The sequence below is a fragment of the Desulfocurvibacter africanus subsp. africanus DSM 2603 genome (assembly GCF_000422545.1).
Lineage (GTDB): Bacteria > Desulfobacterota > Desulfovibrionia > Desulfovibrionales > Desulfovibrionaceae > Desulfocurvibacter > Desulfocurvibacter africanus.
Genome location: NZ_AULZ01000026.1, coordinates 1 through 25,161 on the forward strand (window position 1 = coordinate 1; position 25,161 = coordinate 25,161).

Here is a 25,161-nt window from a genome sequence, read left to right on the forward strand (position 1 = left end):
ATGCGTCGGCATGGCTTGCCGCCGCGTAGGCGTAGGCGCAATTCACTTGCGCCGTCAACGCCGGAGCGGGCGTCTTAAAAGCAATCTGCTCTAAAGAGACGGTGAGTAATGGCCAGAACCGAGAAAGAAAAGATGTTGGCGGGTGATCTTTATTATGGCGGCGATGAAGAGTTGGTCGGGGAAAGAGATTATGCTCGAAATTTAACGTTTGAGTTTAATCATGCAAGACCAACTGAAAAAGAAAAAAAGCAGACTATTCTAAAACAGCTTATAAACGCCAAGGGTGCCTTTTATATCGAAGCACCTTTCAATTGCGATTATGGCTATAACATCCAGGTTGGTGAAAACTTCTATGCCAACTTCGGATGTACCATACTTGACGTGAATATGGTTACAATCGGCGACAATGTCCTGCTAGCGCCAAATGTCCAAATCTATACCGCTTCTCATCCTGTTGACCCCATGGAACGACTTACGGGAAAGGAATTCGCTAAGCCGATTGTCATAGGCAACAATGTCTGGATTGGGGGTGGCGCAATAATCTGTCCTGGGGTGACAATCGGAGATAACGTGACGATAGGTGCAGGGAGCGTCGTGATAAAGGATATACCCGCCAATGTAGTCGCCGCGGGCAATCCGTGCAGAGTCATTAAGAATCTATAGGTTGGGCCTGTTAACACTGGAAGCCATCTCATAGATACCGTCGGAGGAGGACCAGGGCACAGGCGAGGTGGACCAAGCCTTGAAGTTGTCGGCGTGGTACTCCTTCTCGCCTCTGGACCCTCCGCGGCGAGTATCGTATTCCATTGGCCTGGCAGCCAAACCCCTTGAATTCACGGACCCGGAAACTAGGCGGACCCACATGACCCACGGATTCTTCGAAGTCGTCTCCACGGCCCGCTTTCGAGAGATACTGACCTCTTTCCCACCTCTAGGCGCGGAGCATGCCGAGCTTTCAGCCGCCCATGGCCGGGTGCTGGCCAAGGACGTCGCGGCCCGCGAGGATTTGCCTTTGGCGGACCGGTCGTCCATGGACGGCTACGCCGTGCGCGCGGCTGACACCTTCGGCGCGTCCGAGGGCAACCCGGCTTATCTGGAGAGCGCGGGCAGTTTACGCATCGACGCCGTTCCCGATTTTTCCATCCAGTCGGGTGAATGCGCGGCCATCACCACCGGCGGCATCCTGCCCGAGGGCGCCGATGCCGTGGTCATGATCGAGCATACCCAGGAGCTGGGCAGCGGAACCATCGAGATCCGCAAGTCCCTGGCCCCGCACGACAACGTCATGCTGCGCGGCGAGGACGCCAAGGCGGGCGAGACGGCCCTGGCGCGCGGCACGCGTCTGCGCGCCCAGGAGATCGGCTTTCTGGCGGCCTTGGGGATCGATGCGGCCCTGGTGCACCGCAGGCCGCGCGTGGCCGTGCTGTCCACTGGCGACGAGCTGGTGGACATTAGCGCCACGCCGCGAGTGGGTCAGGTGCGCGACGTGAACACCGTCGCGGTCTGCGCCCTGGTGGCCGAGGCCGGAGCCGAACCCGTGGCCCTGGAACGTGTGCCCGACCGGTTGGATGTCATCGTGGATGCACTGCGGCGCGGACTGGCCGAATGCGACATGCTCTTCCTCTCGGGCGGCAGTTCCGTAGGCACGCGCGACCTTACTGTGGAGGCCATCGGCAAACTCCCGAACAGCCAAATCCTCGCGCACGGCGTGCAGGTCAGCCCCGGCAAGCCGACCATCCTGGCCAGCGTGGCCGGCAAGCCCATCTGGGGTCTGCCCGGACAGGTCACCTCGGCCCAGGTGGTCATGCACGCCTTCGGCATGCCTTTCCTGCGTCATCTGGCCGGCGACCCGGCGGCCTTCGACCCAGCGCGCCGCCCCATGCGCCAAGCCGAGCTGGCCCGCAACGTGGCTTCCAAGGCCGGCCGCGAGGACTACCTGCGCGTTAGCCTCCAGCAGCGTCCCGGACAGCCGCCCCTGGCATTGCCAAGGCTGGGCAAGTCCGGCCTGCTCAAGACCATGCTCCAGGCCGAAGGGCTCATCGTCATGGATGCCCGGCTGGAAGGCCTCAAGGCCGGCAGTCTCGTGGACGTCTGGCTGCTGTAGCAGAAAGGCTAAGAGAATCGGGGAGGGCTTTGCCCTCCCCGAACCCCACCCACCAGGGAGCGCGGCCCCCTGGACCCCATATTTCTAAATTGCACCGCGCTCCGCGCCAGCCGGGCGGCAGACGTCCGAGCTTGCGAATAATAGCTTATCTTGGATGAATGCCGGGCCTTGCGGGCATTCATCCAAACATCGCGGGTCCAGGGGGGCGTCACCCCTGGCGGGGTTTCCAAAGGGCCTATCCAGATAAAAGGCCCCTTTGGCCGCCGGAGGCATATCCAGTAAGCTTGCCGCTACAGCACCTTGCAAATTAAATGAAAAATGGGGGTGCAGGGAGCGCCGCTCCCTGCCGGGAGAGAGCCTGAGAGAGGGCAGCGCCCTCTCTCAGTTCAAACGCAAATTGCTCTAAACGGGAAAGCCCCGCCGGATTCTTATCCGGCGGGGCTTTCCGTTATCGGGAGAGGCTTTGCGGTGCGTATTCAGCTAGGCCACGGCCTGCGCGCCCAGGATGGCTTCCAGGTCCTGGTCCGGGGTCGTGATGGGCTTGATGTTGTAGTTCTGCACCAGGAAGTCGACCACGTTGGGCGTAAGGAAGGCCGGCAGCGTGGGCCCGAGCCTGATGTTCGTGATGCCCAGGTGCAGCAGGGTCAGCAAGATGGCCACTGCCTTTTGCTCGTACCAGGACAGGACCATGGACAGGGGCAGCTCGTTGACGCCCACGCCGAAGGCCTTGGACAGGGCCACGGCGATCTGGATGGCCGAGTAGGCGTCGTTGCACTGGCCGATGTCGAGCAGCCTCGGCAGGCCGCCGATGGTGCCCAGGTCCTTGTCGAAGAAGCGGAACTTGCCGCAGGCCAGGGTCAGGATGACCGTATCCTTGGGGGCCTTCTCCACGAACTCGGTGTAGTAGTTGCGGCCGGGCTTGGCGCCGTCGCAGCCGGCCACGAGGAAGAAGTGCCTGATGGCTCCGGACTTGACCGCCTCGATGACCTTGTCGGCCACGCCGAGCACGGCGTTGCGCGCGAAGCCGACCATGACGCCGCCCTTGTCCTGGTCGTCAGTGAAGCCGGGCATTTCCTGGGCGCGCCGGATGACATCCGAGAAATCCTTGTCGCCGCGCGCGTCGGCCGGCACGCTCGGCACGCCGGGCCAGCCCACCAGGCCGGTGGTGAAGATGTTCTTTTCGTATGCGCCCTGCGGCTTCTGGATGCAGTTCGTGGTCATGACAATGGGGCCAGGGAAGGTCGGGAACTCCTTGTGTTGGTTCTGCCAGGCCGTGCCGAAGTGGCCATAGAAGTGCTCGTATTTCTTCAGCTCGGGGTAGCCGTGGGTGGGCAGCATCTCGCCGTGGGTGTAGATGTCGATGCCCTTGCCCTTGGTCTGCTCAAGAAGCATGTGCAGGTCCTTGAGGTCGTGACCCGAGACGAGAATGCACTTGTTCTTGCGGTGGCCGAGCGGGACTTTGGTGGGCGTAGGGTGGCCGTAGGTCCCGGTGTTGCCCGCATCAAGCAGCTCCATGGCCTTGAGGTTGTACTCGCCGACCTTGAGGGACAGGCCGACCCATGCGCCGAGGTCGCGCTGAACGCCGTCCCAGCCTGCTGCCAGAGCTTCGTGCAGGAAGGCGTACAGCCCTTCGTCGCACTGGCCCAGAATCTGGGCGTGGTCGGCGTAGGCGGCCACGCCGCGGATGCCGAAGAGCACCGTGTGCATGAGCGAGGCGATGTCCGCGTTGTCCGTGGGGTAGGACTTGAGGCCGGCGAACTTCTCGCCGTCGGCGACCATGGAAGCGATGCCGCTGGGCAGGGTGTAGGCTGCCGGGCCGCGCTCGAACTTCCCGCCGGCGGTATCGCCGTTGCCGGTCAGCTTGGCGATGCCGTTCTTGAGCATGCCGACCACGCCCGAAGGCGCGAGTTTGGCCTTGAGGCTCTCGCGCTCGCGGATGATGTCGCTGGCGAGATGCTCGAAGTACTCGGGATCGAAATTCACATTGGTCAGGGTCGCGAAGAGGCCCTTGACCGCAAGTTCATCGGCTTCGCGGGTGGGCACACCGGCCTTGCGGGCCTCCACGGCCACGAGGGCCAGGCCGCGCAAACACCAGATCACGAGATCCTGCAAGGCCGCCACGTCGGGCTGTTTGCCGCACACGCCGATCTTGGTGCATCCTTCGCCCTTGGCAGCCTGCTCGCACTGATAACAGAACATGGACATTGGGTCGCTCCTTAAGTTGAAAATCGGGTAGGCCCGCCGGGCCTTTTTTGAGGGCGGGATGCCCGTTCGATTTCGTCGTTGGGTCGACAGTATATTCGGGAGCCTTCCCGGTCCGTGATGCACGTCAAAAAAGGAAGAAAATTGAGCTGAAACGGATAAATTAATTGCCGCCCGCCAGGGAACGGAAAACCCCATCGGATTTTATCCGACGGGGTTTTCCGTTATTCGGGAGAGGACTTAGCCCTCTCTTGTGCGTTTACGGCTAGGCAGCCTTATTGCCCAGGATGGCTTCCAGGTCCTGATCCGGGGTGCTGATGGGCTTGATGTCGTAGTTCTGCACCAGGAAGTTGAGCACGTTGGGAGTGATGAACGCCGGCAGCGAGGGTCCGAGGCGGATGTTCTTGATGCCCAGGGCCAGCAGGGTCAGCAGGATGGCCACGGCCTTCTGCTCGTACCAGGACAGGATCATGGACAGAGGCAACTCGTTGACACCCACGTTGAAGGCCTTGGACAGGGCCACGGCGATCTGGATGGCCGAGTAGGAGTCGTTGCACTGGCCGATGTCGATGAGCCGCGGCAGGCCTCCGATGGTGCCCAGGTCCTTGTCGTAGAAGCGGTACTTGCCGCAGGCCAAGGTCAGGATGACCGTATCCTTGGGGGCCTTCTCCACGAACTCGGTGTAGTAGTTGCGGCCTGGTTTGGCGCCGTCGCAGCCGCCCACCAGGAAGAAGTGCTTGATGGCCCCGGACTTGACCGCGTCGATGATCTTGTCCGCCACGCCGAGCACAGCATCGTGGCCGAAGCCGACCATGACATGGCCGCGATCCTCGTCCTCGGTGAAGCCGGGCAGCTCCAGGGCGCGGTTGATGACCGGCGAGAAGTCCTTGTAGCCCGTGCTATCGGCTTCGATGTGCGTCACGCTGGGCCAGCCCACCAGGCCGGTGGTGAACAGGTTGTGCTCGTAGCTCTGCTGGGCGCGCTGCAGGCAGTTGGTGGTCATGAGGATCGCGCCGGGGAAGGTCGGGAATTCCTTCTGCTGGTTTTGCCAGGCCGTTCCCCAGTTGCCGTAGAAGTGATCAAACTTCTTCAACTCGGGGTAGCCGTGGGTGGGCAGCATCTCGCCGTGGGTATAGATGTCGATGCCCTTGCCCTTGGTCTGCTCCAGCAGCATGTGCAGGTCGCGCAGGTCGTGGCCCGAGATGAGGATGGCCTTGTTCTTGCGGTGGCCTAGCGGCACCTGCGTCGGCACGGGGTTGCCGTAGGCGCCGGTGTTGGCCTTGTCCAGCAGCTCCATGGCCTTGAGGTTCAGCTCGCCGACCTTGAGGGCCAGGCCGACCCACTCCTGAAGCCCGCGCTCCTTGCCGTCCCAGCCTGCGGCCAGGGCCTCGTGGAAGTTCTTGTAGTGCTCCTCGTCCTTCACGCCGAGGATCTGAGCATGGTCGGTGTAGGCTGCCACGCCCTTGAGGCCGAAAAGCACGGTGTGCATGAGCGAGGCGATGTCGGGGTCGTTGGTGGGGTAGTTCTTGAGCCCCTTGCCCTGAGCCTGCCGAATGACGCCTTCGCTGTCCGCAGCAGGCTCGAAAGTGGCCGGTCCTTCGGGCAGCTGCAGGTCGCGGCCCGTGTTTTCGATCATGGCGCGCAGTTCGTCCCGGTAGCGTACGATCTGCCTGATGGCGTTGACGAAGTACTCGGGATCGAAGTTAACGTTGGTCAGCGTGGAAAAGAGCAGTGCCACGGTATACTGGTCGGCCTCGGCAACCACGTTGCCGGTCTTGCGGCCTTCCAGGGCCACAAGGGACAGGCCGCGCAGGACATAGGCCGTAAGGTCCTGCAGATCCGCGACTTCCGGCTGCTTGCCACATACACCGATCTTGGTGCATCCTTCGCCTTTGGCCGCCTGCTCACATTGGTAACAAAACATAAAGGTCGCTCCTTTGGTTGGAAGTCCGGTTGGCCCGCCGGGCCGTCTTTCTCCCCCTTGCGGGGAGGCTCGTTCGATCCCGTCGTTGAGACGACCGTACAGTCGGGAGTCCTCCCAGTCCGTGATGCATATCAAAGAAAGGAGCCAATAGTGAACCAGGACGAAAAAACTCTCCAGCCGCCCGCCGAATTCCCCGTGGGCATGCCGCCACTGGTGGTGATTTTCTTTCTGCTGTTCGCCGTTCTGGTGGGCGGTGTCACGACCTGGTTCTTCCGGGGCGGCATGTATACCTCCGGCGTGGTCATGCTCATCATGTTCATCCCGCTCCTGCTCATCAGCCACTACGTGCTCTATGTGGTGCCGGGTCGGGCGCGGATCATGGCCGGAACCGACGGCGTGCTGGCCATGGCCGATCCTTTCGTGCACAAGGCCATGCTCGCCCAGGAGGTCAAGCAGGCCTTCCTCTCGAATCTCAAGCGCGACCAGGACGTTGCTTTGGTGGAGAAGCAGAGCGGCATGAGCTTCGGCCCCTACCGCGCAGGTCAGTACCTCCTGCCCACGGGCGCCACGGCCATGGTGCTCACTCGGCAGCATCGCGTGCTCTGCCTGTATGACGGCGACACATACCTGATAGTGGGGCCGGCGGACCTGGACGGCCTGGTGGCCAAGGTCGAGGAGATCCTGGGCAGGCCCGTTGCCGAGGTCGGTTGATTGCCCAGGTCAGGGGGCAGTGCTGTTGAGGCAGACTGACCTGTTAACCTGCTGTGAATACCGACCAGAAAACCATGAGAGCCACTAGCCGCTATTACCACAAATTGCCGGCCGCCTTGGGCCTGCTGCCGCTAGTGCTCGTCTGCGTCTGCGCCTCCTGTACCAGGGGTGCCTACACCTACACCCCCCCAGTCCCTCCGGCGGATCTGTCCCCACTATCCATTGTGGTCGCGCACGGCCCGGACGCGACTTGGGAAGCCACCGTGGCCTACCTGTCCGGAAAGTCCTACGACCTTGGCATCGTGGCCAGGGATTCCCGCGTCATTCACGCCAGCTTCACCCCTGCTCAGCCCGACGCGCTCATCGACTGCGGATCGGTGCAGAGCTGGGTGCAGGAATACTGGACCCGGTGCGAATACGATTTCAAGGCGTCGACTAGTCACGTGAAGTACGAGACCATGGACAACAAAAAACTCACCCGCTCCGAACGCACCGCTCAGCTGACTGGCAAGGCGACCGTACTGCTCACGCCCCTGGAAGACGGCCGGACCAGAATAACCGCCTCGGCCTCGTATCAGCTCACGCGTGACTTCTTGCGCAGACAGCAGAAAGATAGCGAGTGGCTGACGACGCTGCTCTCCTAGGCCCGCCTTGAGTTCACCAGCTCCATGGGGGCCAAGGACATCTTAGGCTTTCAGTGCTTCCCCACGCACGCCTTGGAGAGCGAGATACTCGCGGGCATATGCGCCAAGCTCGACTGAAGAAGAGTTGAAGGCACGGGCGCGCCTTGGACGCGCAATTCATTGGCGCACAGCCAAGGCATCTTGAATAGGAGCCGAGAAGGCCTTAGCCCGCCCTGGCCTCGCAAGTCCTTGGCGGTTAGAGAGCGCGCACGCAATGTGCGATGCCTGCTCAACCCCTCATGCGCAAGGGCTTGCGGGCAATTGGGTTTGTTTCGTGATTTCGGGTCCGATGCAGGCCCGGACCTCTCCAAAGATTCTCATCAACAATCCACGCATGACTCCCGCCTTAGCCTCAGAAGCCGGGCGGCGTCTTTTCCCACGGGTAACCCTTCGCCGACATGTCGAAACCGGTCCGGAACAACGCGCGCATGTACTCGGTGTCAAAATTTTCCTGGTGCGGCGCATCGAAGCTCGCCGGGATGAACGCGAGATTGTAGTCCACGCCGTCGCGCTTGCTGGTCAGGTAGATCGTGTACAGATCCCCAATCCCCTGGGTGTGGATGAGCGAGGAGATGGCCCGTTCGCCGATGGTCATGGTCCTGCGCTCGACCGAGGCCCACTCGGGGTCAAGGCGGGCATTGCGGATCACGTAGAGCTTGCGCTCGCGGACCACGTGGTATTTATCGCTTGTCTCCCCCACACGAAGGGAGGGCGGATAGACGAAGACCTGCGACATGGTGCCGCCGTCCACGTGCATCTCCTGGTATTCGTGGCCGTGGGCCTCGACGTCGATCATCACCGGCGGGAAGGCGACAGGGATCGCGGCGGAGGCGATCAGGATGGAACGGAACAGGTCGAGCGCCTTGGAATCGCGACTTGCTGCGATTTTCGTCATGTTCCAAAGCACGGATTGGCGGGCGTCCAGATCCACGGTGGCGACCAGGAGCAGCCTGCCTTTTTCGTACTCTACGGCGATGGCATCCAGCAGCGCCTGGTCCACCGCATTTTCCACAAGCTTCCAGAGCGGTGCATTGTCGGTCAGGGCGTCGCTGGTTATCGCGGCCAGGAACCAGCGTCGAATTGCGACGTCCGAGGGCGATACGGTCGTGTAGAACCGCTTGAGTTCGTCGTCGTATGCCGGCCCAAGGAATGCGAACGGAGCGATGAGCGCTCCGGTGCTTACGCCGGTCACAAGCTTGAATTCCGGCCGGTTGCCGGCGACGGTCCAGCCGTTAAGGAGGCCTGCGCCGAAGGCGCCGTTGTCGCCGCCGCCTGAAATGGCCAGGAACACCGCTGGCGGCATCGCCTCACGGTGTCCACGGGACGCGAGATAGGCCTGCTCGCGATAAAAGGATGCGATGCCTTCGCGTAGGATTTCTTTCTGGTCAATGCCGGAGCGATAGCGAACGTCGGCCATGCCCGGCACGACAGCCTGCGTCGTGAGGTCCTCGGGGACGGCGTTCTTTCTGGCCACTCCGGCGCAGGCCGCGAGTGCGACGACGGCGAGCACGCAGATGATCATGCGATTGAATCGCCGATTCAGCAGCCTCCAGGGCCTTGTCCGCCAGAGGCCAAGAGCGAAGACGCCTTCCGCGCGCATGAGAGGTCCTCCACTATAGGAAGACTATCCGGCGGATTCAGAGGGGTCAATTCCACTTCCGGCGTCGAAAATTATTTTATTATACCAGAAATCGTCCAGGCCCCAAGCATGTCGCCCACCCTTGCGTTTGGGAACTGACAAGGTCGGAGCAGTCCTCTTCTGGTGCGTTGGGCAATCCGAGGTCGAGCGCCACGTTTCCGCCGTGCGGGTGGGAAGGGGTTGCTTTGTGAAGGGCAATCTACCTGGGTGAGAAACCTGGGGTTGCCGGAGTGCTTGGAACTACCCGAGTTCTGGACAGGTAGTCATGCAGGAACAGGCCTTTTTTGCTGAAGAGACCGGGGGATGAAAGCCAAGCCAAAGGTCAAGCTGCACAGCAGGAAGAGCAAATGGCGGAGCGTTGCCCGGCAAAAGCTTATCCTGCGGCCAGCCTTATCAACGACGATGAATCCCTCCGCACGCTTGCCTTTGGTCGCCTGTCGAAACGAAGACTCGGCAGATGCAAAGTAGAGCCAAGGAATAAGAAAACTTGAGACTCCGAAAAAAGCAGACAAAGCGGCGACAATTCTCCCCTCCTCTTGAAAGAGAATGAGAAGTGCAACAATAAAAATGAATACGGGGATGTGAAAGAGAGTTGTTCTCAATAGATCATGCACATTGGCAGCTACTCTTTTCATGAGCAGAGCATTTGCTGGATGACTAGAGCGGTTTGCTAATGACATGCGCGGGCCAAGGAGGCCATCGCCCTCTTGTGGCTGGGATCTGGGGGAGGGAAATGCCATTACCAGACCAACTCTTGCGAAGAGGCTTTAAGACTTTTTCTTTGTAAAAAAGCTTCTGGCTTCGCGTGTTAAAAGCAATCCATAGGCTGTGGCAATAAGCGAATACTGAATAAAGCTAATAATGATTATAGATGTTGAACTATAAAAACCCATGCTCCCCAGGGGAAGCAAGGACATCAGAATATTAGCTAAATTATACACTATCACTAGGATTAGAAGCCAATTAACCATGATTCTTCTTCTGACGTACAGAAAGAAGCAAAAGAGGATTATGGGATCTAGCGAAAGTACGTTGCCCAGAACGCTTGAAGGAGCAAGAAGCAGGAGCGAGGAAAGCTTAACCAAAAAAGCCAGGACTGATCCCCAGGTCAGCCACTTCGCGATACGAATAATACGTGGAAGTTCCGTTTGAATACTGTTCATGATGGATCGACCTACAGAGTACGTATGTCCTTGCTTCGAAATGCTCTGGCTGATTCAGAAACAGCCAGTCCCCGCCTCATGTGCTGCGTGCACATATCCCACCGGCCATTGGGGTTGCTCGACTAATGTCATCCTGCAATAAAGCCAAGAGAATACAAACGCAAGCGGCCCCAGATTTTCGTCCGGGGCCGCTTCGCTTTCAAATTCAAATCGCGGGGTCCAGGGGAATGATTCCCCTGGCGGGGTTTCCAAAGGGCCTATCCAGATAAAGGGCCACTTTGGCCGCCGGAGGCAATCCTACTGCATGGCCTCGGGGAACAGTTCGGCCGCCATTTCGCGCAGCTTGTACTTCTGGATCTTGCCGCTGGCGGTCATGGGGTAGTCCTGCACGAAAGCCACGTACTTGGGTATCTTGTGCCAGGCGATCTTGCCGCGGCAGAAGTCGCGCACGTCCTCGGGGGCCAGGTTCGCGCCTTCCTTGAGGATGATGAACGCGCCGACCTCCTCGCCGTACTTGCGGCTGGGCACGCCCGCCACCTGCACGTCGCGGATGCCCGGCATGGAGTACAGGAACTCCTCGATTTCACGCGGGTAGATGTTCTCGCCGCCGCGAATGATCATGTCCTTGAGCCGGCCGGTGATGGTCACGTAGCCGCGCTCGTCCATGACGCCCAGGTCGCCCGAGTGCAGCCAGCCATGCGCATCGATGGCCTCGGTAGTGGCCTTGGCGTTGTTGTAGTAGCCCTTCATGAGGTTGTAGCCCCGGCAGCAGATCTCGCCCACGGTATTGGGCGGCACGACCTGCCTGGTCTCGGGGTCCATGATGCAGACCTCGATCTCGGGCATGGACTTGCCCACGGTCTCGGTGCGGTCGCGGATGCTGTCGTCCACGCGCGTCTGGGTCATCACCGGCGCGGTCTCGGTCAGGCCGTAGCAGATGGTGATGTCCTTCATGTTCATGCGGTCCATGACCTTCTTCATGACCTCCACCGGGCATGGCGAGCCGGCCATGATGCCCGTGCGCAGGGAGGAGTAGTCGAAGCGCTCGAAGAGCTTGTGCTCCAGCACCGCGATGAACATGGTCGGCACGCCGTACAGGGCCGTGCACTTCTCGGCGTCCACGCTGGCCATGACCTGCAGCGGGTCGAAGGTCTCCAGCAGGACCATGGCCGCGCCGTGATTAACGCAGGCCATGACGCCCAGCACGCAGCCGAAGCAGTGGAACAGCGGCACGGGCAGGCAGACCCGGTCCTTGTGCGTGAACTTCTGATTCTCGCCGATCCAGAAGCCGTTGTTGAGGATCGAGTAGTGCGAGAGCATGACGCCCTTGGGAAAGCCAGTGGTGCCCGAGGTGTACTGCATGTTCACCACATCGTGCGGCGACAGGCTGTCCTGGCGGGCCTTGTATTCCTCGTCGTCGACCATGGAGGCCAGGGACAGGATCTCGGGGATGGAGTACATGCCCCGGTGCTTCTCGGGCCCCAGGAACAGGACCCGCTTGAGGTGCGGGAAGGTCTCGCTTTTCATGAAGCCGCGTTGCTCGGTCTTGAGCTCGGGCACGAGCTCGTAGATCGTCTGCACGTAATCCGTGTCGCGGTAGCCGTCGATGATGAAAAGGTTCTCCGTCTCGGAGTGAGACAGGAGATACTTGATCTCGTTCTGCTTGTAGTTGGTGTTCACCGTGAGCAGCACGGCGCCGACCTTGGCCGTGGCGAACATGAGCGCGACCCAGTAGGGCACGTTGGTGGCCCAGATGGCCACCTTCTCGCCGGGTTCGATGCCCATGGCCATGAGGCCCTTGGCCAGGTCGTCCACAAGCGCGCCGAACTGGCGCCAGGTGAGCCGGAAGTCCCGGTCCACATAGATCACGGCGTCGATGTCGGGGTACTTGGCCACCGTCTCGTCGAGGAGCTGGCCAAGGGTGAGTTCGCGAAGCGCCTTGGTCATGGACGGGCCTCCTTAGTCCGGGAAGTAGAGCACGGCGTAAATCTCCGCCGGCTCGTCGCCGTGACAGCCAACCCAGTGCGGCACCACGGAATTGAGATAGATGGAATCGCCGGCCTCCAGCACGTAGGTCTGCCTGGCGTAGACGACCTCGAGCTTGCCCTTGTGCACCACGATGAACTCCTCGCCTTCGTGGCTGGACAGGCTCTTGTCCGCGGCGGACTCGGGCAGGATCTCGATGAAGAAAGGCTCCATGTGCCGATCGGCCTTGCCCTTGCCCAGGGAGTAGAAGCGCAGGGCCTCGCCATGACGCGGGGTGTGCATTGCCAGCCCCTGCTTGCGCTGGTCCTTGCGCACGACGAGCGGGTCGGTGCTGCCGGCGTCGTCCATGAAGGTGCCGAGGCGCAGGCCTAGAGCGCGCGTTACCTTGAGTAGCGGGCCGAGGGAGGGGTAGAGGTCCTGCTCCTCCAGCGCGTTGATAATGTCCAGGGACAGCCCGGACCTTTGCGCCAGCTCATCGCGGCTCAAGTTCTTGCGTTCGCGATACGTGCGGATGCGCGCGCCAAGCTTCTCGCTCTTCATGCCTGCCTCCGGCCAAGAATTGGGTTGGTGTGGAAAGGAAAAAGTTGGGACGATGAAAGATCGGGTCGTCAGTACTACAAATTCGAACATTTTCCAAGCCGAATACGCGGCAGGTCGCGGCGGGGCAGGCCAAGCCGGTCGTGTCTCTTGCTGCAAGTCTTCCGCCCTTGCCAGGATCAGCCAAGTGGAATACTGAAGCCGAATCCGATTGGGGTGCCCCGTTCCAAGTGGGACGGGGCTGAGATCATACCCATGGAACCTGACGCAGGTCGTGCTGCCGTAGGGAATCGGAGAGCCGAACATTTCGGCCCGTCCTCCGCTACGTTGCCATTCGCATCATGACTATCCCCTGTCAGGCCGATCTCGCCCCGAGGAGAGAGCGTAACCACAAGCCTGGAGGAATTGTCGTGGCCCTCGACGAAGTCATCATCACCGAAGCGATCGCCAGCGAGTACTTTCGCAAGTTCAAGGAGAGCCTTTCGCTCGACGTAGCCATTGTCGGCGGCGGCCCCTCCGGCATGACCGCGGCGCGCAAGCTGGCCCAGGCCGGCTGCAACGTCGCACTGTTCGAGCGCAAGCTGTCGCTCGGCGGCGGCATGTGGGGCGGAGGCATGACCTGGAACATGATCGTGGTTCAGACGGAGAGCAAGCACCTGCTCGAAGAAGTCGGCGTGCCCCTGAAGGAGTACAAGCCCGGCTACTGGGTGGCCGACGCGGTCACCGCCACGACCGCCCTGGCCTCCGCCGCCTGCCTGGCCGGGGCCAAGGTCTTCAACTGCATGAGCGTGGAGGATGTGGTCCTGCGCGAGAGCAATGGAGTTAAGCGCGTCACCGGCTTGGTCATCAACTCCTCGCCCGTGGAGATCGCCGGCCTGCACGTGGATCCCGTGACCATCGCCAGCACCCATGTCATCGAAGCCACGGGCCATGCCGTGGAGGTTCTCAAGAAGCTCGTGCGCAAGAACAGCGTGCGGCTGACGACAGCCTCCGGGGGCATCGAAGGCGAGCAATCCCTGTGGGCCGAGGTGGCCGAGGCGCACACCGTGGACAATACGCGGGAGGTCTTTCCGGGAATCTGGGTGGCGGGCATGGCCGCAAACGCGACGTTCGGGTCCTACCGCATGGGACCCATCTTCGGCGGCATGCTCCTGTCGGGGGAAAAGGTCGCCGCCGAGATCCTCGCCCGCTTGAGGGCAGGGTAGGCCCATGCCCGCGCGTCTCGACCTGCGCCTTTATCTGGTCACCGATCCCGCGGGCTGCATGGGCCGGGATCTCGCTTGGGTTGTGGCCGAAGCGCTGGCCGGGGGCGTCACAATGGTGCAGTTGCGCGAGAAGCAGGCCACGACCCGTGAGTTCCTGGAGCGCGCGTGGCGCATAAAGCCGATCTGCGACGCCGCCGGGGCGCCGCTCATCATCAACGATCGGGTCGATGTGGCCCTGGCGGTCGGCGCGGCCGGCGTGCACCTCGGCAGGCAGGACATGCCCTACGCCGATGCGCGGCGGCTGCTCGGCCCCCGGGCGATCATCGGCCTGACGGTGCACGACATGGCCGAACTCGAAGAAGCCAAAGCCACGGACGCCGACTACTTCGGGCTTGGACCGGTTTTCCCGACGCGCACCAAGCCCGACGCGCCCGCGCCTTGGGACATGGACGAATACGCCAGGGCCAGCGTCCTGGCCGGACGGCCCGTGGTAGCCATCGGCGGCATAGGACCGCATAACGCGCGGATCGTGCTCGCGGCCGGGGCGCACGGGTTGGCCGTTTCATCGGCCATCTGTTCGGCGGATTCTCCCAAATGGGCCGCGATGGAGCTTGCAGCTCTCCATGCCCGTCTCTGGCCGAGCTGATCAGCCTGGTTTTTTCCATTCTCGGCCGCGCTGGACGCGCGCATACGCATCCTGGAGAAGCTGAGACTGATGCGGCTCCAGGATGCGTTTATTTGTGGATCAGGCGTGTCCTGGACCGCGCATTTCAATTGCAGAATGCTCTGGGAGCAACAGGCCAACCATGCGGGCATGACGCCTGCGGGACAGCCTACAGCGTGTTGCGCTTGAAATGGAAAAGCTGGTAAGTGCGGGGAGCGCCGCTCCCTGTCGGGAGAGAGCCCGCGAGAGGAGCGAGCCGCCATGGCGTGGCCTTGGCTGTCCGCTCTGGTCCCGGTCTGTCCGTGCCGGTAACGAAAATGCCGGGAGTTACCGTGGCTTCTCGGCGATGAAGTATTGCACGCGATGGGTCACGGTCACGCGACCCTGGCTGTCGGCCTGTTGTTCGTAGCAGGCCAGCAGGCGGCGCATCTGGGCTGGGCCCAGGGGCCGATGGCCCGGCTGGCCCTGGAATACCGCGCCGATATGCTTGTACGAGCGCAGGGCGGCGCGGGCGGAGTCGTACCCGGCCAGAATGCTTTCCTCCTCGCAATGGAGCACCCTGAGTCCGGCAGCCTTGCCGATGTCATGCGCGGTTTCCGCTTTCCATAAGCGCAGGCCCTGGAAACGTGCCTGAAGCGCCTGGTGGTACGCGGACTCAAGTTCGACGAAAGAGCCTTGGATCAAGAACGCGCAGGCCATGATGCCGCCAGGCGCAAGCGCCTCGCCCCACATGCGCAGCGTGCCGGTCGGATTGCTGAACCACTGGGCGACGCAGCTGCACGCGACCAGATCGGCTCCGCGCACGAGGCAGGCCGGGTCCTCGGCGTCTCCCACGACGAAACGGGCACGGTCGAGGCCGTTCCAGCGCTTGCGGCAGGCCTCGGCCATGCCCTCCGCCAGATCAAGCCCCACCAGCGATGCCTTCGGGTAGCGTTCCAGCAGCAGCGCACTGAGCAGGCCCGTGCCGCAACCCAGGTCAACCATGAGCGCGGGCTCTCGGCGATCCATGCGGTGTGCCAGGCCCGAGGCGATCTCGGCTTGTGCCGTGGCCCAGGCATCATAGTGTTTCGCGGCACCGGAGAAGTTGCGCGCGAGGGCGCTTTTTTTGACGGCCTGATTGCTCATGCCGTGAAGTTCCGGATGAGTCGGGCCAGATCAAGCGGCGCGGTGAAGGGAAGCGCATGGCCGCGATGCTCCAGGATTTCCAGGCTCGCGCCGGGCGCTTGCTCCGCCAATGCCCGAGCACTCTCGACAGGGATGATCGCATCGCGCTCGCCATGGACGAGCAGCGTCGGCACGGCAAGCGTCGCGGACTGGGCGCGCATATCCAGCCTGGCCAAGGCGTCCAGCCCCAGGGTCAATTCGGTGGCCGGGAACTGTCGCGCTTGATCCAGATAGTGCGCTCGAAGCGCTTCGTCGCCATCGGGCGCGAGGCACGCCCCGGCGAAGTCGGAAAGGACCCGCTCTGGATCTCGTGACAGACGTGCTCGCATGGTCCGCAGGGCGCGAGGGTCCGCGCCGGGATAGCCATGGTCGGCGCACATGCGGGCCGTGCCGGATACAAGCACCAGGCCGCGCAGAAGAGCGGGCGACTTCAGCGCCGTGCGCAGCGCGAGGAGCGCTCCCAGCGACCAGCCCACCAGCAGCCAGGGCTCGGAGCGGTTCGACAGGGCTGCCGCTATCGCGGATTCGTCGCGCAGAGCCTCGACCCAGCTAAAGACATGCGTGCAGGAGTCGGGCAATTCGTCGCGGACGCCATCCCAGGCCTGCCCGGTCGCGCCCCAGCCGGGAATGAACAGAATGGGCGGTTTCTCCGTCATGCCAGCCGCATCTCCCGAGCTGCCTGGCCAATGCGGGCCGCTGCCCACTGGAGGTCCGGCAACTCGTGCGCCAGCGTGACCGAAAGGCGCAGGCGCGCCGTGCCGCGCGGCACCGTGGGCGGACGTACGGCGGTCGCCAGCAGACCCTGCTCGCGCAGGCATCGCGCCAGCTCCAGCGCCGCAGTGTTCTCGCCCACGTGCACGGGCAGAATCTGCGAATGGAATTCGGGCAGTTGCAAGCCCTCGGCCAGCAGCAAGCCGTGGAACGCCCGAGCCCGCTCCAAAAGCCGCTCGCCCATGGCCGGGTCCTGCGTGAGGCGCTCGATGGCTCCCAGCGCCGCGCCGGCGCAGGCCGGTGGCAGGGCTGTCGCGAAGATGAAGCTGCGGGCTCGATTGACCAGGAATTCGCGGCCCACGGTCGAGGAGACTATGAAGCCGCCCAGGGTTCCGAGCGCCTTGCCCAGGGTGGCGGCGGTGAAATCCGGCCTTGCCGTCTCGCCCAGAGCCTTGCAGACGCCTCCGCCGCGTCCCCAGATGCCTATGCTATGTGCTTCGTCCACCAGCAGGATGGCCTCGTGCCGCGCCGCCAGTCCGCGAAGGGCTTCAAGCGGTGCCAGGTCGCCATCCATGCTGAAGACGGATTCGGTCACGATGACGCGCCGCCCCCGGCAGGGCGTGGTTTCGAGCAGCCGCGCCAGCGCGGCGGTGTCGTTGTGGGCGAAGCGCTTGACTGTCGCGCCGCTCAGGCGTGCGCCGTCGATGAGGCTGGCGTGGCTGAGGCGGTCGGCGAACACGATGTCCTCGCGCCCGGCCAGCGCGGATACAACGCCGACGTTCATGCCGAAGCCGCTGCTGAACACAAGCGCGGCCTCTCCCCCCACGAGGCTGGCCAAGGCTGATTCCAGCTCTTCGTGCAGCTCCAGCGTGCCGCACATCAGGCGCGAGGAGGTCCCGCCGCAGCCCCAGCGCTCAATGGCCTGGATGGCGCGGTGCTTGACGTGAGGATCGCAGGCCAACCCCAGGTAGTCGTTGGAGGAGAAGTTGAGCAGCGTCCGGCCATCTGGCAGCTCGATGCGCCCGCCCGCTTGAGGCCAGGCCTCCGTGCGCCGGAATAGTCCTTCACTCTTCAGTTGCGCCAGCTCCAGCAAAAAAGAATCCATGCTCATCAATCCTTACGTCTGGCCTTACGCCTGGACGCTCGCGGCGTCCTCCACCTAAATCTCGAAGCCAGACGCGTGTTCACGGGGAACGCGGACAATAGAGCATTTTGCTTTTGAAAATGCTCTGCAAGCCATGCGTCGGCATGGCTTGCCGCCGCGTAGGCGTAGGCGCAATTCACTTGCGCCGTCAACGCCGGAGCGGACGTCTTAAAAGCAATCTGCCCTAAGCTATCCAGGAGGCCTTATCTCGACGGGAAATGTTCTTCAGGCCAAGTACAGTTCTACCCCGGCCTCCTGCACTAGTTTTTTCCAGCGGTCGGGCAGGGGGGCGTTGGTGAAGATGGCCGTGAGTTCCGAGAGGTGCCCCACCCTGACCATGGCGGGACGCCCGAATTTGGAATTGTCCGTCACAAGGTACACGTGCCGGGAGCTTTCGATGATCGTGCGCGCCACGGCTACTTCCCTGTAGTCGTAATCAAGGATGCTGCCGTCCTCGTCTATGCCCGAAATGCCGATGATGCCGTAGTCCACACGGAACTCGCGGATGAACCGCTCGGCGCTCGAACCGACAATCCCGTGGTCGCGGTGACGCACCGTGCCGCCGGCTACCACGACGTCGTTTTCGGGATTGCGGGCGCAGATCGAAGCCACGTTCAGGCTGTTCGTGACGATGCGCAGCTTCTTATGCTCCAGGAGGGCCTTGGCGACCTCCTCGGTCGTCGTGCCGATATTGATGAGTAGGGAGGCTCCCTCTGGAATGTGCTGCGCGCAGAGCTTTCCGATTCTTTGCTTCTCCTCCATGAACATGGCCTTGCGCTGGTCATAGAGGATGTTCTCCGAACCCAGCGGAACACCCGCGCCACCATGGAATCGCTGGATCTTCCCCGCCTCGGCCAGCATGTTGATGTCCTTGCGCATGGTCTGGGGAGTGACCACGAAATGGCGAGAAAGATCTTCGATGGTGGCGAAGCCGCGCTCGGAAATGAAGTCCATGAGCGCCTTGTGTCGTTTTACCCGTTTATCCATGCCGGGTGCTTAACTATTTCACCCGGTCGTGACAAGCGCTGCGCCACATCGGCCTTAAACCTTGCGTTGTACGGTTCAAGCCTTGTGGCAAGCGGGTTGGAATATTGAGGTGCGGGCTTTCCTGAGGCTAAGCGGCATTCAACTCAGTGACCATGAAAATTGTTTCTGCGCTAATCAATTGCTGCTGAAAAGTGGCTTGGGAATCGAAGCGTGGAAGGAAAGCCAGTTCATTTGAGCCCATAGCATAAAAGGTCAGGCCGTGAAGGCCTGCATAAGGATATTTGCTTTTATGAAAGTCATGACATACAAATTCGAAAAGTTTTCGATAGCTGATGCTCGCTTGAAGCCTGCACATGATCAAGGCCAGACCGGTCCAGAGGAAGATAGTGCCAGAGAACCGCGGGATGCAGACAAGCCATACGGAAGAGCCGGTCTCGCACGATCTTGATCTCGAAAGGGACGGGAGCGGCCCGAGGTTCTTCTTCGACAGGCGCGATTACGAACTGCTGCGCATAGTAAAAGATATTTCCCGGCGCAAAGGCACCCCGGCGCACAGAAGGCTTCTCGCGCCATATCTGCATCCCCACGGGATCAAGGAGATGGCTGCCCAGCGAGCGCTGCGCATCGCCTACGCCGTGGCCCACCTCCTCGACTCCCTGGAGATAGGCAAGGCTTCCGATCGCTTGGAGGCCCTGCGCTCCCTGCGCGAGGAGATCCTCTACACGGCGCAGGGGCCGCTGCGCGTCAATGCTTCCCGCGTGCTGATCGAAATCATGAAGAGGCTGCTCCGCAGCCAGGAGGACGATACCAGGCAGCTCGAGCTGGCCCACGATTTCCGGGCCGTGACCACCGGCCGTCCTCGGACGGTGCGCGAGCAGCTCAGGAAGTACCACCTGCTGGAAATGCCGGAGGAGTGGAACCAGGTTTCCTTCGACGACCATGTGCATGACGTCAACACCAAGGGCAGGAAGTCGGCTTCCCACCTGGTCATGGACGCCTGGATCAAGGGTATCCGGCGGCTGACGGTCATCTACTACCACTTCGTCCCGCGAGAGGCCGCCGAGGAGCTTCTGGAAGCCGCGGCGATCATGGACATCAAGGTCAGGATCGGCATCGAGTTCTTCACCCGCCACCAGCAACAGTTCGTCAAGATCATCTGGATACCGCGCGGTCTGACGGATTCCCAGGGCTTCCTGAGCTTTCTCTCCTCACCGGCGGTCCAGGCGTTCATGGATCAGGGGCGTCAGGTCGCCAAGCATCACGAGGCGTATGTGCTCGAGGTGCTCCGCGAGTTCAACCGAACTCATCTGCCGGATATCAACGACACCTTCGGCCTGGATATGCCGCCTATTTGCGAGAAGGACTTCCTCTCGTTCGTCGGCTCGGGCCAGGTCTCCATCTTTCACTTGGGCAAGCTGATCCACGAGCGCCTGCTCCCGCTCATGCGTACGCGCACGGCGGGCCTCCATGCGAGCTACCGTCAGGCGTCCGATGACGAGAAGGCAGGGATGGAGCAACTCGTGCGCAGGATGGACGGCTTCGATGCCCATGAGATCATCGAGCGGCATCTGCGCCCCGAAAGGAATCCAGGCTTGCCGGATCCGGACGCACCCTCCGAGCGCTCGCGGGTCGTTCCCGAACTGCGTACCCTCTCGATCGTGGAGCTGCTCGACCGCCTTTACAGCCTCCATCCCAAGCATCGGGTCGTGCTCGACCTGGACGGCCTGGCTGTCGAGCATGTGCTCGAACTGCTCTACGATTGCAGGGGCAGGATCACCCACCTGGAGATCTTCAACCTCAAGAACAGCGCCCTGGGACGCGAGCCGGACCGCGAGCGCATCCTGCGCCTGCAGGCCGCGCTCCATTCCTCCAACGTCATGAAGCTTAAGCGGTTCATCACCGAACTCATCGCCAAGCCGGACGGATTGGAGGGCGACGGCCCCGGTCGTCGAGGTCACAAAGACAAGCTCGTCGAAATTCTCTACGAGCTTCCTGCCTTCCAGGCTTGTTACAGGGATAAACCCCTAAAGATCAGCATCGGTTCCGACTCCACCGGGCAATCCGGGCGAATGCCCGGAATGGGGCTCGTGGTTAAGGATTCGCTGCCGAGGCACGTGCAGCTTGAACTGGAGCGAGCCAGTGCGCCTCATTGCGGAATACCCGTGGGGGTCACCGCGTACGCTCGGATAACCCGCGTGCCGTTGTCCAGGGCGAATGCCGTCTCTAGCGGCATGAATCGCCTCGTCCGCCGCATTCCTGGACTGAGCGTGCTCGGATATCGGCATAAAACGGATTGGGTCATCGACGATTGCAAGTCTGCCAGCGAGGGAAACATCCATACCCTGGGCGGAGTGCAACGAATGGAAGGGAACGGCCTGCACTTGGTCGCGCCGGAGCGGAAGGAACAGAGCGCGGTCTCCCTCGAATACCTGAATACCGGGCTCAAGATCGGGCTCAAGATACTGGCGGGGTTCTTGGCGGCAAGCCTCACCTTCGCCCTGACCAAGAACGGGTGGCTGCTGGCCTACGGCGGGGCGCTGATCTGGTTCGCCATAACGGGCCTGCGGATCATCATCCAATCGGTGCTCGGGTGCGGCGGCATACACCGCTCATCGCGGCTCAAATGGGAAAGCTACGTGAGCTGGGACAGGCTGGCCGACTCGCTCCTGTTCAGCGGGCTCTCCGTGCCCCTGCTCGATTACATCGTGAAGACCGTCCTCCTCGAACGATCCTTCGGGGTCACCGTCACGACGAGCCCGGTCCTGCTCTATGCGGCCATGTCCCTGGTCAACGGCCTGTACATGGCCGGCCACAACCTCCTGCGCGGCCTGCCGAGGGAGGCGATCGTCGGCAACCTCTTGCGGAGCATCCTGGCCATCCCTCTTGCCTTGGCATGCAGCGGCCTGGCCGGCGAACTGCTGCTTTTGGCCGGCGTCACTGGCGTGGGAGCTGTTCTCCAGCAGTGGGCGGCCGTCATTACGAAGCTGGCCTCGGATTGCGTCGCAGGGGTGATCGAAGGGCTTGCCGACAGGGCCGAGCACCTGCGCATGCGTATTCGGGACTACTCCAGCAAGCTTAAACAGCTGTTTGCCCTCCATGGCCAAGTGGAGGTTCTCTTTCCATTGGAGGACGTCCCCTCTCTGCTGGAATCCAAAGAGTTCATCCAGACCCTTGAGTTCGAGCGAAGCGACCTGCTGAACATCGCCATTGTCAATGCCCTGGACCTTCAATACTTGTGGATGTATCAGCCGTGGTCAAGAAACGTCATCAAGCAGCTCGTGCGGGAAATGGGCGATGATGAGCGCCGGGTCTTTCTTTTTTCCCAGTACGTACTCTCCCAGGAGCGGCAGATCAGCCAGCTCCTGCTCGACGGTTTGGTAGGCAGGAACTTTTCCAAGGCCCTGGCCTTTTATGTTGGATACTGGCGGGAATACCTGAAGAGCATCACTAGGCTTGTGAGCGAGTGCTCGCCTGGGCTTCTTCGACACGAAAAGGTTATGGAATTCAGATAGGAAATCGTGAGCCTCTGTTGCGGGCCGACCTCGGCGTCATGCGCCTTTGTCGGCCTGACGGCACACGACGGCCGCAGGAGCGGCTTACATCACAAGAGTGAAAGCGGAATCCAGGTCGGACGTTTCAGGGAGAGCCTGCGCCAAGAAGGTTCAGCCATCGGGCAACGTCCGGCATAACGATAGGTAATAAGATCAAGATTTTTTGCAACACGGGTGTCCCCCACCTGGCAAGCCAAAATATCGGAGCACAACTTGTCTGCGATCCGCATGGAACATGTCAGCCGTCACTGGGGTTCGGTACTTGCCGTCGACGATATCAGCTTTGAGGTGGAGCAGGGCAGTCTGCTGGTTCTGCTCGGCCCTTCCGGTTGCGGCAAGTCCACAACGCTGCGCCTGATCGCCGGGCTGGAGGAAGTCACCAGCGGCCATATCTTCATCGGCGACAAGCAGGTGACAAACCTTCCGCCCTCCCGGCGCCAATTGGCCATGGTCTTCCAATCCTATGCCCTTTTCCCGCACCTCACGGTCCGGGAGAACATCCTTTTCGGCCTCAAGGTGCGCAAGGTCCCCCAGGCGGAGCGGCGAAAGCGCCTGGCTCGCGCTGTCGATATCCTTGGGCTCGGCAGCCTCCTGGACCGCAAGCCCTCGGCCCTCTCGGGCGGGCAGCAGCAGCGCGTGGCCCTTGGCCGGGCCCTCGTGGCCGAGGCTTCGGTCTGCCTTATGGACGAGCCGCTCTCCAACCTGGATGCGAAACTCCGCCAGGAAATGCGGCGCGAGATTCGGGCGCTGCAGCAGTCGCTTGGAATGACCATGGTCTACGTCACGCACGATCAGGTCGAGGCCATGAGCATGGCCGACCGGATCATTCTTCTGGAGGGTGGGCGCATCGTGCAGAACGGCACCCCGGCGGAGCTGTTCTCGCAGCCCGCGACGGTCTTCACGGCGAACTTCATTGGGACGCCGCCCATGAACCTTCTGGGCCTGTCCAAGTGTTCTTGCGGCATCACGATAGCCGGTTGCGACGAGGCCCGGGTTCCCCAGGCCGACTCTGCGGACCGCATCCTGGGCATCCGGCCCGAGCACTTGTTTTTCGATCCCGAGGGCGGCTGGCACGGGATCGTCGAAACCGTGGAGTATCTCGGATTCGGCTCCGTGGTCACCTGCCGGGTCGGCTCCGAAGCCCTGGCCGTGTCGGTCGAGGGCATGGTGACTCTCGCGCCGGGTTCGCAGGTGACTCTGCGCTATCTGCAGGACAGACTGCACTTCTTCCATAAGCAAACCGGGGAGCGAGTGTAGCAACCCGGTAGGAAACAGGCCGCGCGGACGGGATGACCCACCAGATTCGAAGAGCGCAAGGCCTTAAAAAGAAATGGGTTCTTAGGCTCGGTTATTGCTAAGTCGAAAGGCCCAAGAAGAACGTTTCGATAATCAGGTGAGGAGCGCACGCATTACCGCGGCATTCCCGATTGGGCGCGGCTGTTTCAGACGACCAACTGCCTTTGCTTAACTGGAGGTATGCTATGTTTGGATTGGCCAAGGCTATCAAGTGCTTCCTGCTATCACTTCTTGCCATTTGCTGCCTGTCCGGCGCCGCATTTGCCAAGCAGACGGAACTCGTCTTCTATTTCCCCGTGTCAGTGGGCGGCCCCATCACGAAGATCATCGAGGGCATGACCACTGAGTTCATGAAGCAGCATCCGGACATCAAGGTGACCCCTGTCTACGCGGGCATCTACCGCGACACTCTCACCAAGGCCCTGACGGCCCTGCGTGGCGGAGAGCCGCCCCACGTAGCGGTGCTCCTGTCCACGGACATGTTCACTCTCATCGACGAAAACGCCGTGATTCCCTACGATGACATCCTTTCGCCGGCCGAGATGAGCTTCACCAAGAACTTCTTCCCCGGCTTCATGAGCAACAGCCAGACCGGCGGAAAGACCTGGGGCATTCCGTTCCAGCGTTCGACCATCGTCATGTACTGGAACAAAGAGGCCTTCAAGGCTGCCGGACTTGACCCGAACACGCCGCCCAAGACCTGGGCCGAGCTCGTGTCTTTCGGCAAGAAGCTGACCAAGAAGGATGCCTCGGGCCAAGTCACCCAATGGGGCGTGGCCATTCCCTCCACCGGCTATGCCTACTGGCTGTTCCAGGCCCTGGCCATCCAGAACGGCGCCGAGCTCATGAACCAGGAAGGCACCAAGGTCTTCTTCGACCAGCCCAAGGCCGTGGAGGCTCTCCAGTTCCTCGTGGACCTGGCCTTCAAGCACGAAGTCTCCCCCAAGGGCACGATTGACTGGGCCACCACGCCCCGCGACTTCTTCGAGCGCAGGACCGCCATCATGTGGACCACCACGGGCAACCTGACCAACGTGCGCACCAACGCCAAGTTCGACTTCGGCGTCGGCATGCTCCCGGCCAACGCCCGTCCCGGCTCGCCCACGGGTGGCGGCAACTTCTACATCTTCAAGAAGACCACGCCCGAGCAGCGCAAGGCGGCGGTCACCTTCGTGCAGTGGATGACCACCGCTGATCGTGCCGCCCAGTGGGGCATCGACACCGGCTATGTCGCCGTGCGGCCCGATGCCTGGCAGACCAAGCAGATGAAGGCGTACGTCAAGGGCTTCCCCTACGCCGCCGTCGCCCGCGACCAGCTGGAGTACGGCGTGGCCGAGCTCTCCACGCACGACAACCAGCGCGTGACCAAGGCTCTGGACGACGCCATCCAGGCCGCGGTGAACGGCTCCAAGAAGCCTGCGGACGCCCTCAAGGACGCCCAGAAGGAAGCCGAGCGCATCCTGCGCCGCTACAATAAGTAAGCAGCTTAG

19 protein-coding genes and 1 riboswitch are annotated in these 25,161 nt (G+C 61.8%); of the genes, 9 read left to right on the plus strand and 10 right to left on the minus strand.

The window, feature by feature from the left end; genetic code table 11:
• Positions 1 to 108: 108 nt before the first annotated feature.
• Positions 109 to 663 carry a sugar O-acetyltransferase gene (locus H585_RS0115690; RefSeq protein ID WP_027368517.1) on the plus strand — a complete coding sequence of 185 codons (555 nt, stop codon included), beginning with the start codon at positions 109 to 111 and terminating at the stop codon, positions 661 to 663.
• A gap of 199 nt (positions 664 to 862) precedes the next feature.
• Complete coding sequence (locus H585_RS0115695) at positions 863 to 2,104, plus strand: molybdopterin molybdotransferase MoeA (protein ID WP_027368518.1); 1,242 nt, start codon at positions 863 to 865, stop codon at positions 2,102 to 2,104.
• Positions 2,105 to 2,584: 480 nt separating this feature from the next.
• On the opposite strand, the gene hcp (H585_RS0115700) is transcribed toward H585_RS0115695, so the two are convergent.
• The gene (hcp, locus tag H585_RS0115700; RefSeq protein ID WP_034628277.1) at positions 2,585 to 4,309 is read right to left on the minus strand and encodes a hydroxylamine reductase; all 1,725 of its coding nucleotides are present in this window, start codon (positions 4,307 to 4,309) and stop codon (positions 2,585 to 2,587) included.
• A gap of 262 nt (positions 4,310 to 4,571) precedes the next feature.
• A complete protein-coding gene (gene hcp / locus H585_RS0115705) occupies positions 4,572 to 6,230 on the minus strand; it encodes a hydroxylamine reductase (RefSeq protein WP_027368520.1) in 1,659 nt (552 codons plus the stop codon).
• A 150-nt stretch (positions 6,231 to 6,380) separates the two neighbouring features.
• Between hcp (H585_RS0115705) and H585_RS0115710 the strand changes: the two genes are divergently transcribed.
• Both H585_RS0115710 and H585_RS21660 read left to right on the plus strand, forming a co-directional pair.
• Positions 6,381 to 6,941 (plus strand): hypothetical protein, encoded by a 561-nt coding sequence (locus H585_RS0115710; RefSeq protein ID WP_027368521.1) that lies wholly within the window; start codon positions 6,381 to 6,383, stop codon positions 6,939 to 6,941.
• Positions 6,942 to 7,015: 74 nt separating this feature from the next.
• Positions 7,016 to 7,585, plus strand: a complete 570-nt coding sequence (locus H585_RS21660; RefSeq protein WP_244432575.1) for a hypothetical protein — start codon at positions 7,016 to 7,018, stop codon at positions 7,583 to 7,585.
• Between the two features lie 391 nt (positions 7,586 to 7,976).
• Here the strand turns inward: H585_RS21660 and H585_RS0115720 are convergent, their stop codons facing one another.
• The 4 genes from H585_RS0115720 to H585_RS0115740 all read right to left on the minus strand — a co-directional run bounded on the left by H585_RS0115720 (position 7,977) and on the right by H585_RS0115740 (position 12,952).
• Entirely contained in the window at positions 7,977 to 9,224 is a 1,248-nt protein-coding gene (locus tag H585_RS0115720) for a patatin-like phospholipase family protein (protein WP_027368522.1), read from the minus strand.
• A gap of 302 nt (positions 9,225 to 9,526) precedes the next feature.
• Entirely contained in the window at positions 9,527 to 9,943 is a 417-nt protein-coding gene (locus tag H585_RS0115725) for an RDD family protein (RefSeq protein WP_161628433.1), read from the minus strand.
• 780 nt (positions 9,944 to 10,723) lie between these two features.
• Entirely contained in the window at positions 10,724 to 12,373 is a 1,650-nt protein-coding gene (locus H585_RS0115735; RefSeq protein WP_027368525.1) for an AMP-binding protein, read from the minus strand.
• 12 nt (positions 12,374 to 12,385) lie between these two features.
• Positions 12,386 to 12,952, minus strand: coding sequence for a cupin domain-containing protein (locus H585_RS0115740; RefSeq protein WP_027368526.1), 567 nt, complete (start codon positions 12,950 to 12,952; stop codon positions 12,386 to 12,388).
• Positions 12,953 to 13,151: 199 nt separating this feature from the next.
• A riboswitch (TPP riboswitch) is annotated at positions 13,152 to 13,255 on the plus strand.
• 104 nt (positions 13,256 to 13,359) lie between these two features.
• Between H585_RS0115740 and H585_RS0115745 the strand changes: the two genes are divergently transcribed.
• Both H585_RS0115745 and thiE read left to right on the plus strand, forming a co-directional pair.
• Positions 13,360 to 14,154 (plus strand): sulfide-dependent adenosine diphosphate thiazole synthase, encoded by a 795-nt coding sequence (locus tag H585_RS0115745; RefSeq protein ID WP_027368527.1) that lies wholly within the window; start codon positions 13,360 to 13,362, stop codon positions 14,152 to 14,154.
• Positions 14,155 to 14,158: 4 nt separating this feature from the next.
• Positions 14,159 to 14,800 (plus strand): thiamine phosphate synthase, encoded by a 642-nt coding sequence (thiE, locus tag H585_RS0115750; protein WP_027368528.1) that lies wholly within the window; start codon positions 14,159 to 14,161, stop codon positions 14,798 to 14,800.
• Positions 14,801 to 15,145: 345 nt separating this feature from the next.
• On the opposite strand, the gene H585_RS0115755 is transcribed toward thiE, so the two are convergent.
• From H585_RS0115755 to H585_RS0115770, 4 genes are all read right to left on the minus strand, one after another.
• On the minus strand, positions 15,146 to 15,943 hold the full coding sequence (locus tag H585_RS0115755; protein WP_027368529.1) for a methyltransferase domain-containing protein: 798 nt from the start codon (positions 15,941 to 15,943) through the stop codon (positions 15,146 to 15,148).
• Positions 15,940 to 16,638, minus strand: a complete 699-nt coding sequence (locus H585_RS0115760; protein WP_027368530.1) for an alpha/beta fold hydrolase — start codon at positions 16,636 to 16,638, stop codon at positions 15,940 to 15,942. Before H585_RS0115760 ends, H585_RS0115755 begins: the two co-directional genes overlap by 4 nt.
• Entirely contained in the window at positions 16,635 to 17,798 is a 1,164-nt protein-coding gene (locus H585_RS0115765) for an aminotransferase class I/II-fold pyridoxal phosphate-dependent enzyme (RefSeq protein ID WP_027368531.1), read from the minus strand. Before H585_RS0115765 ends, H585_RS0115760 begins: the two co-directional genes overlap by 4 nt.
• A 264-nt stretch (positions 17,799 to 18,062) precedes the next feature.
• Positions 18,063 to 18,824 (minus strand): DeoR/GlpR family DNA-binding transcription regulator, encoded by a 762-nt coding sequence (locus tag H585_RS0115770; RefSeq protein ID WP_027368532.1) that lies wholly within the window; start codon positions 18,822 to 18,824, stop codon positions 18,063 to 18,065.
• 404 nt (positions 18,825 to 19,228) lie between these two features.
• Here H585_RS0115770 and H585_RS21665 point away from each other — a divergent pair, with 404 nt between their 5' ends.
• The 3 genes from H585_RS21665 (at position 19,229) to H585_RS0115785 (ending at position 25,152) form a co-directional block, all read left to right on the plus strand.
• Positions 19,229 to 22,336, plus strand: coding sequence for a hypothetical protein (locus tag H585_RS21665; protein ID WP_244432576.1), 3,108 nt, complete (start codon positions 19,229 to 19,231; stop codon positions 22,334 to 22,336).
• Between the two features lie 252 nt (positions 22,337 to 22,588).
• A complete protein-coding gene (locus H585_RS0115780) occupies positions 22,589 to 23,632 on the plus strand; it encodes an ABC transporter ATP-binding protein (protein WP_027368533.1) in 1,044 nt (347 codons plus the stop codon).
• Positions 23,633 to 23,856: 224 nt separating this feature from the next.
• Positions 23,857 to 25,152 (plus strand): ABC transporter substrate-binding protein, encoded by a 1,296-nt coding sequence (locus H585_RS0115785; RefSeq protein WP_027368534.1) that lies wholly within the window; start codon positions 23,857 to 23,859, stop codon positions 25,150 to 25,152.
• The last annotated feature ends 9 nt before the right edge of the window (positions 25,153 to 25,161 follow it).

Bases quoted from the DNA above. Each gene is read 5' to 3' on its own strand.
- H585_RS0115690 (WP_027368517.1), top strand. From the start codon at position 109: ATGGCCAGAACCGAGAAAGAAAAGATGTTGGCGGGTGATCTTTATTAT.
- H585_RS0115695 (WP_027368518.1), top strand. From the start codon at position 863: ATGACCCACGGATTCTTCGAAGTCGTCTCCACGGCCCGCTTTCGAGAG.
- hcp (WP_034628277.1), bottom strand. From the start codon at position 4,309: ATGTCCATGTTCTGTTATCAGTGCGAGCAGGCTGCCAAGGGCGAAGGA.
- hcp (WP_027368520.1), bottom strand. From the start codon at position 6,230: ATGTTTTGTTACCAATGTGAGCAGGCGGCCAAAGGCGAAGGATGCACC.
- H585_RS21660 (WP_244432575.1), top strand. From the start codon at position 7,016: ATGAGAGCCACTAGCCGCTATTACCACAAATTGCCGGCCGCCTTGGGC.
- H585_RS0115720 (WP_027368522.1), bottom strand. From the start codon at position 9,224: ATGCGCGCGGAAGGCGTCTTCGCTCTTGGCCTCTGGCGGACAAGGCCC.
- H585_RS0115725 (WP_161628433.1), bottom strand. From the start codon at position 9,943: ATGTCATTAGCAAACCGCTCTAGTCATCCAGCAAATGCTCTGCTCATG.
- H585_RS0115735 (WP_027368525.1), bottom strand. From the start codon at position 12,373: ATGACCAAGGCGCTTCGCGAACTCACCCTTGGCCAGCTCCTCGACGAG.
- H585_RS0115740 (WP_027368526.1), bottom strand. From the start codon at position 12,952: ATGAAGAGCGAGAAGCTTGGCGCGCGCATCCGCACGTATCGCGAACGC.
- thiE (WP_027368528.1), top strand. From the start codon at position 14,159: ATGCCCGCGCGTCTCGACCTGCGCCTTTATCTGGTCACCGATCCCGCG.
- H585_RS0115755 (WP_027368529.1), bottom strand. From the start codon at position 15,943: ATGAGCAATCAGGCCGTCAAAAAAAGCGCCCTCGCGCGCAACTTCTCC.
- H585_RS0115760 (WP_027368530.1), bottom strand. From the start codon at position 16,638: ATGACGGAGAAACCGCCCATTCTGTTCATTCCCGGCTGGGGCGCGACC.
- H585_RS0115765 (WP_027368531.1), bottom strand. From the start codon at position 17,798: ATGGATTCTTTTTTGCTGGAGCTGGCGCAACTGAAGAGTGAAGGACTA.
- H585_RS0115770 (WP_027368532.1), bottom strand. From the start codon at position 18,824: ATGGATAAACGGGTAAAACGACACAAGGCGCTCATGGACTTCATTTCC.
- H585_RS21665 (WP_244432576.1), top strand. From the start codon at position 19,229: ATGCAGACAAGCCATACGGAAGAGCCGGTCTCGCACGATCTTGATCTC.
- H585_RS0115785 (WP_027368534.1), top strand. From the start codon at position 23,857: ATGTTTGGATTGGCCAAGGCTATCAAGTGCTTCCTGCTATCACTTCTT.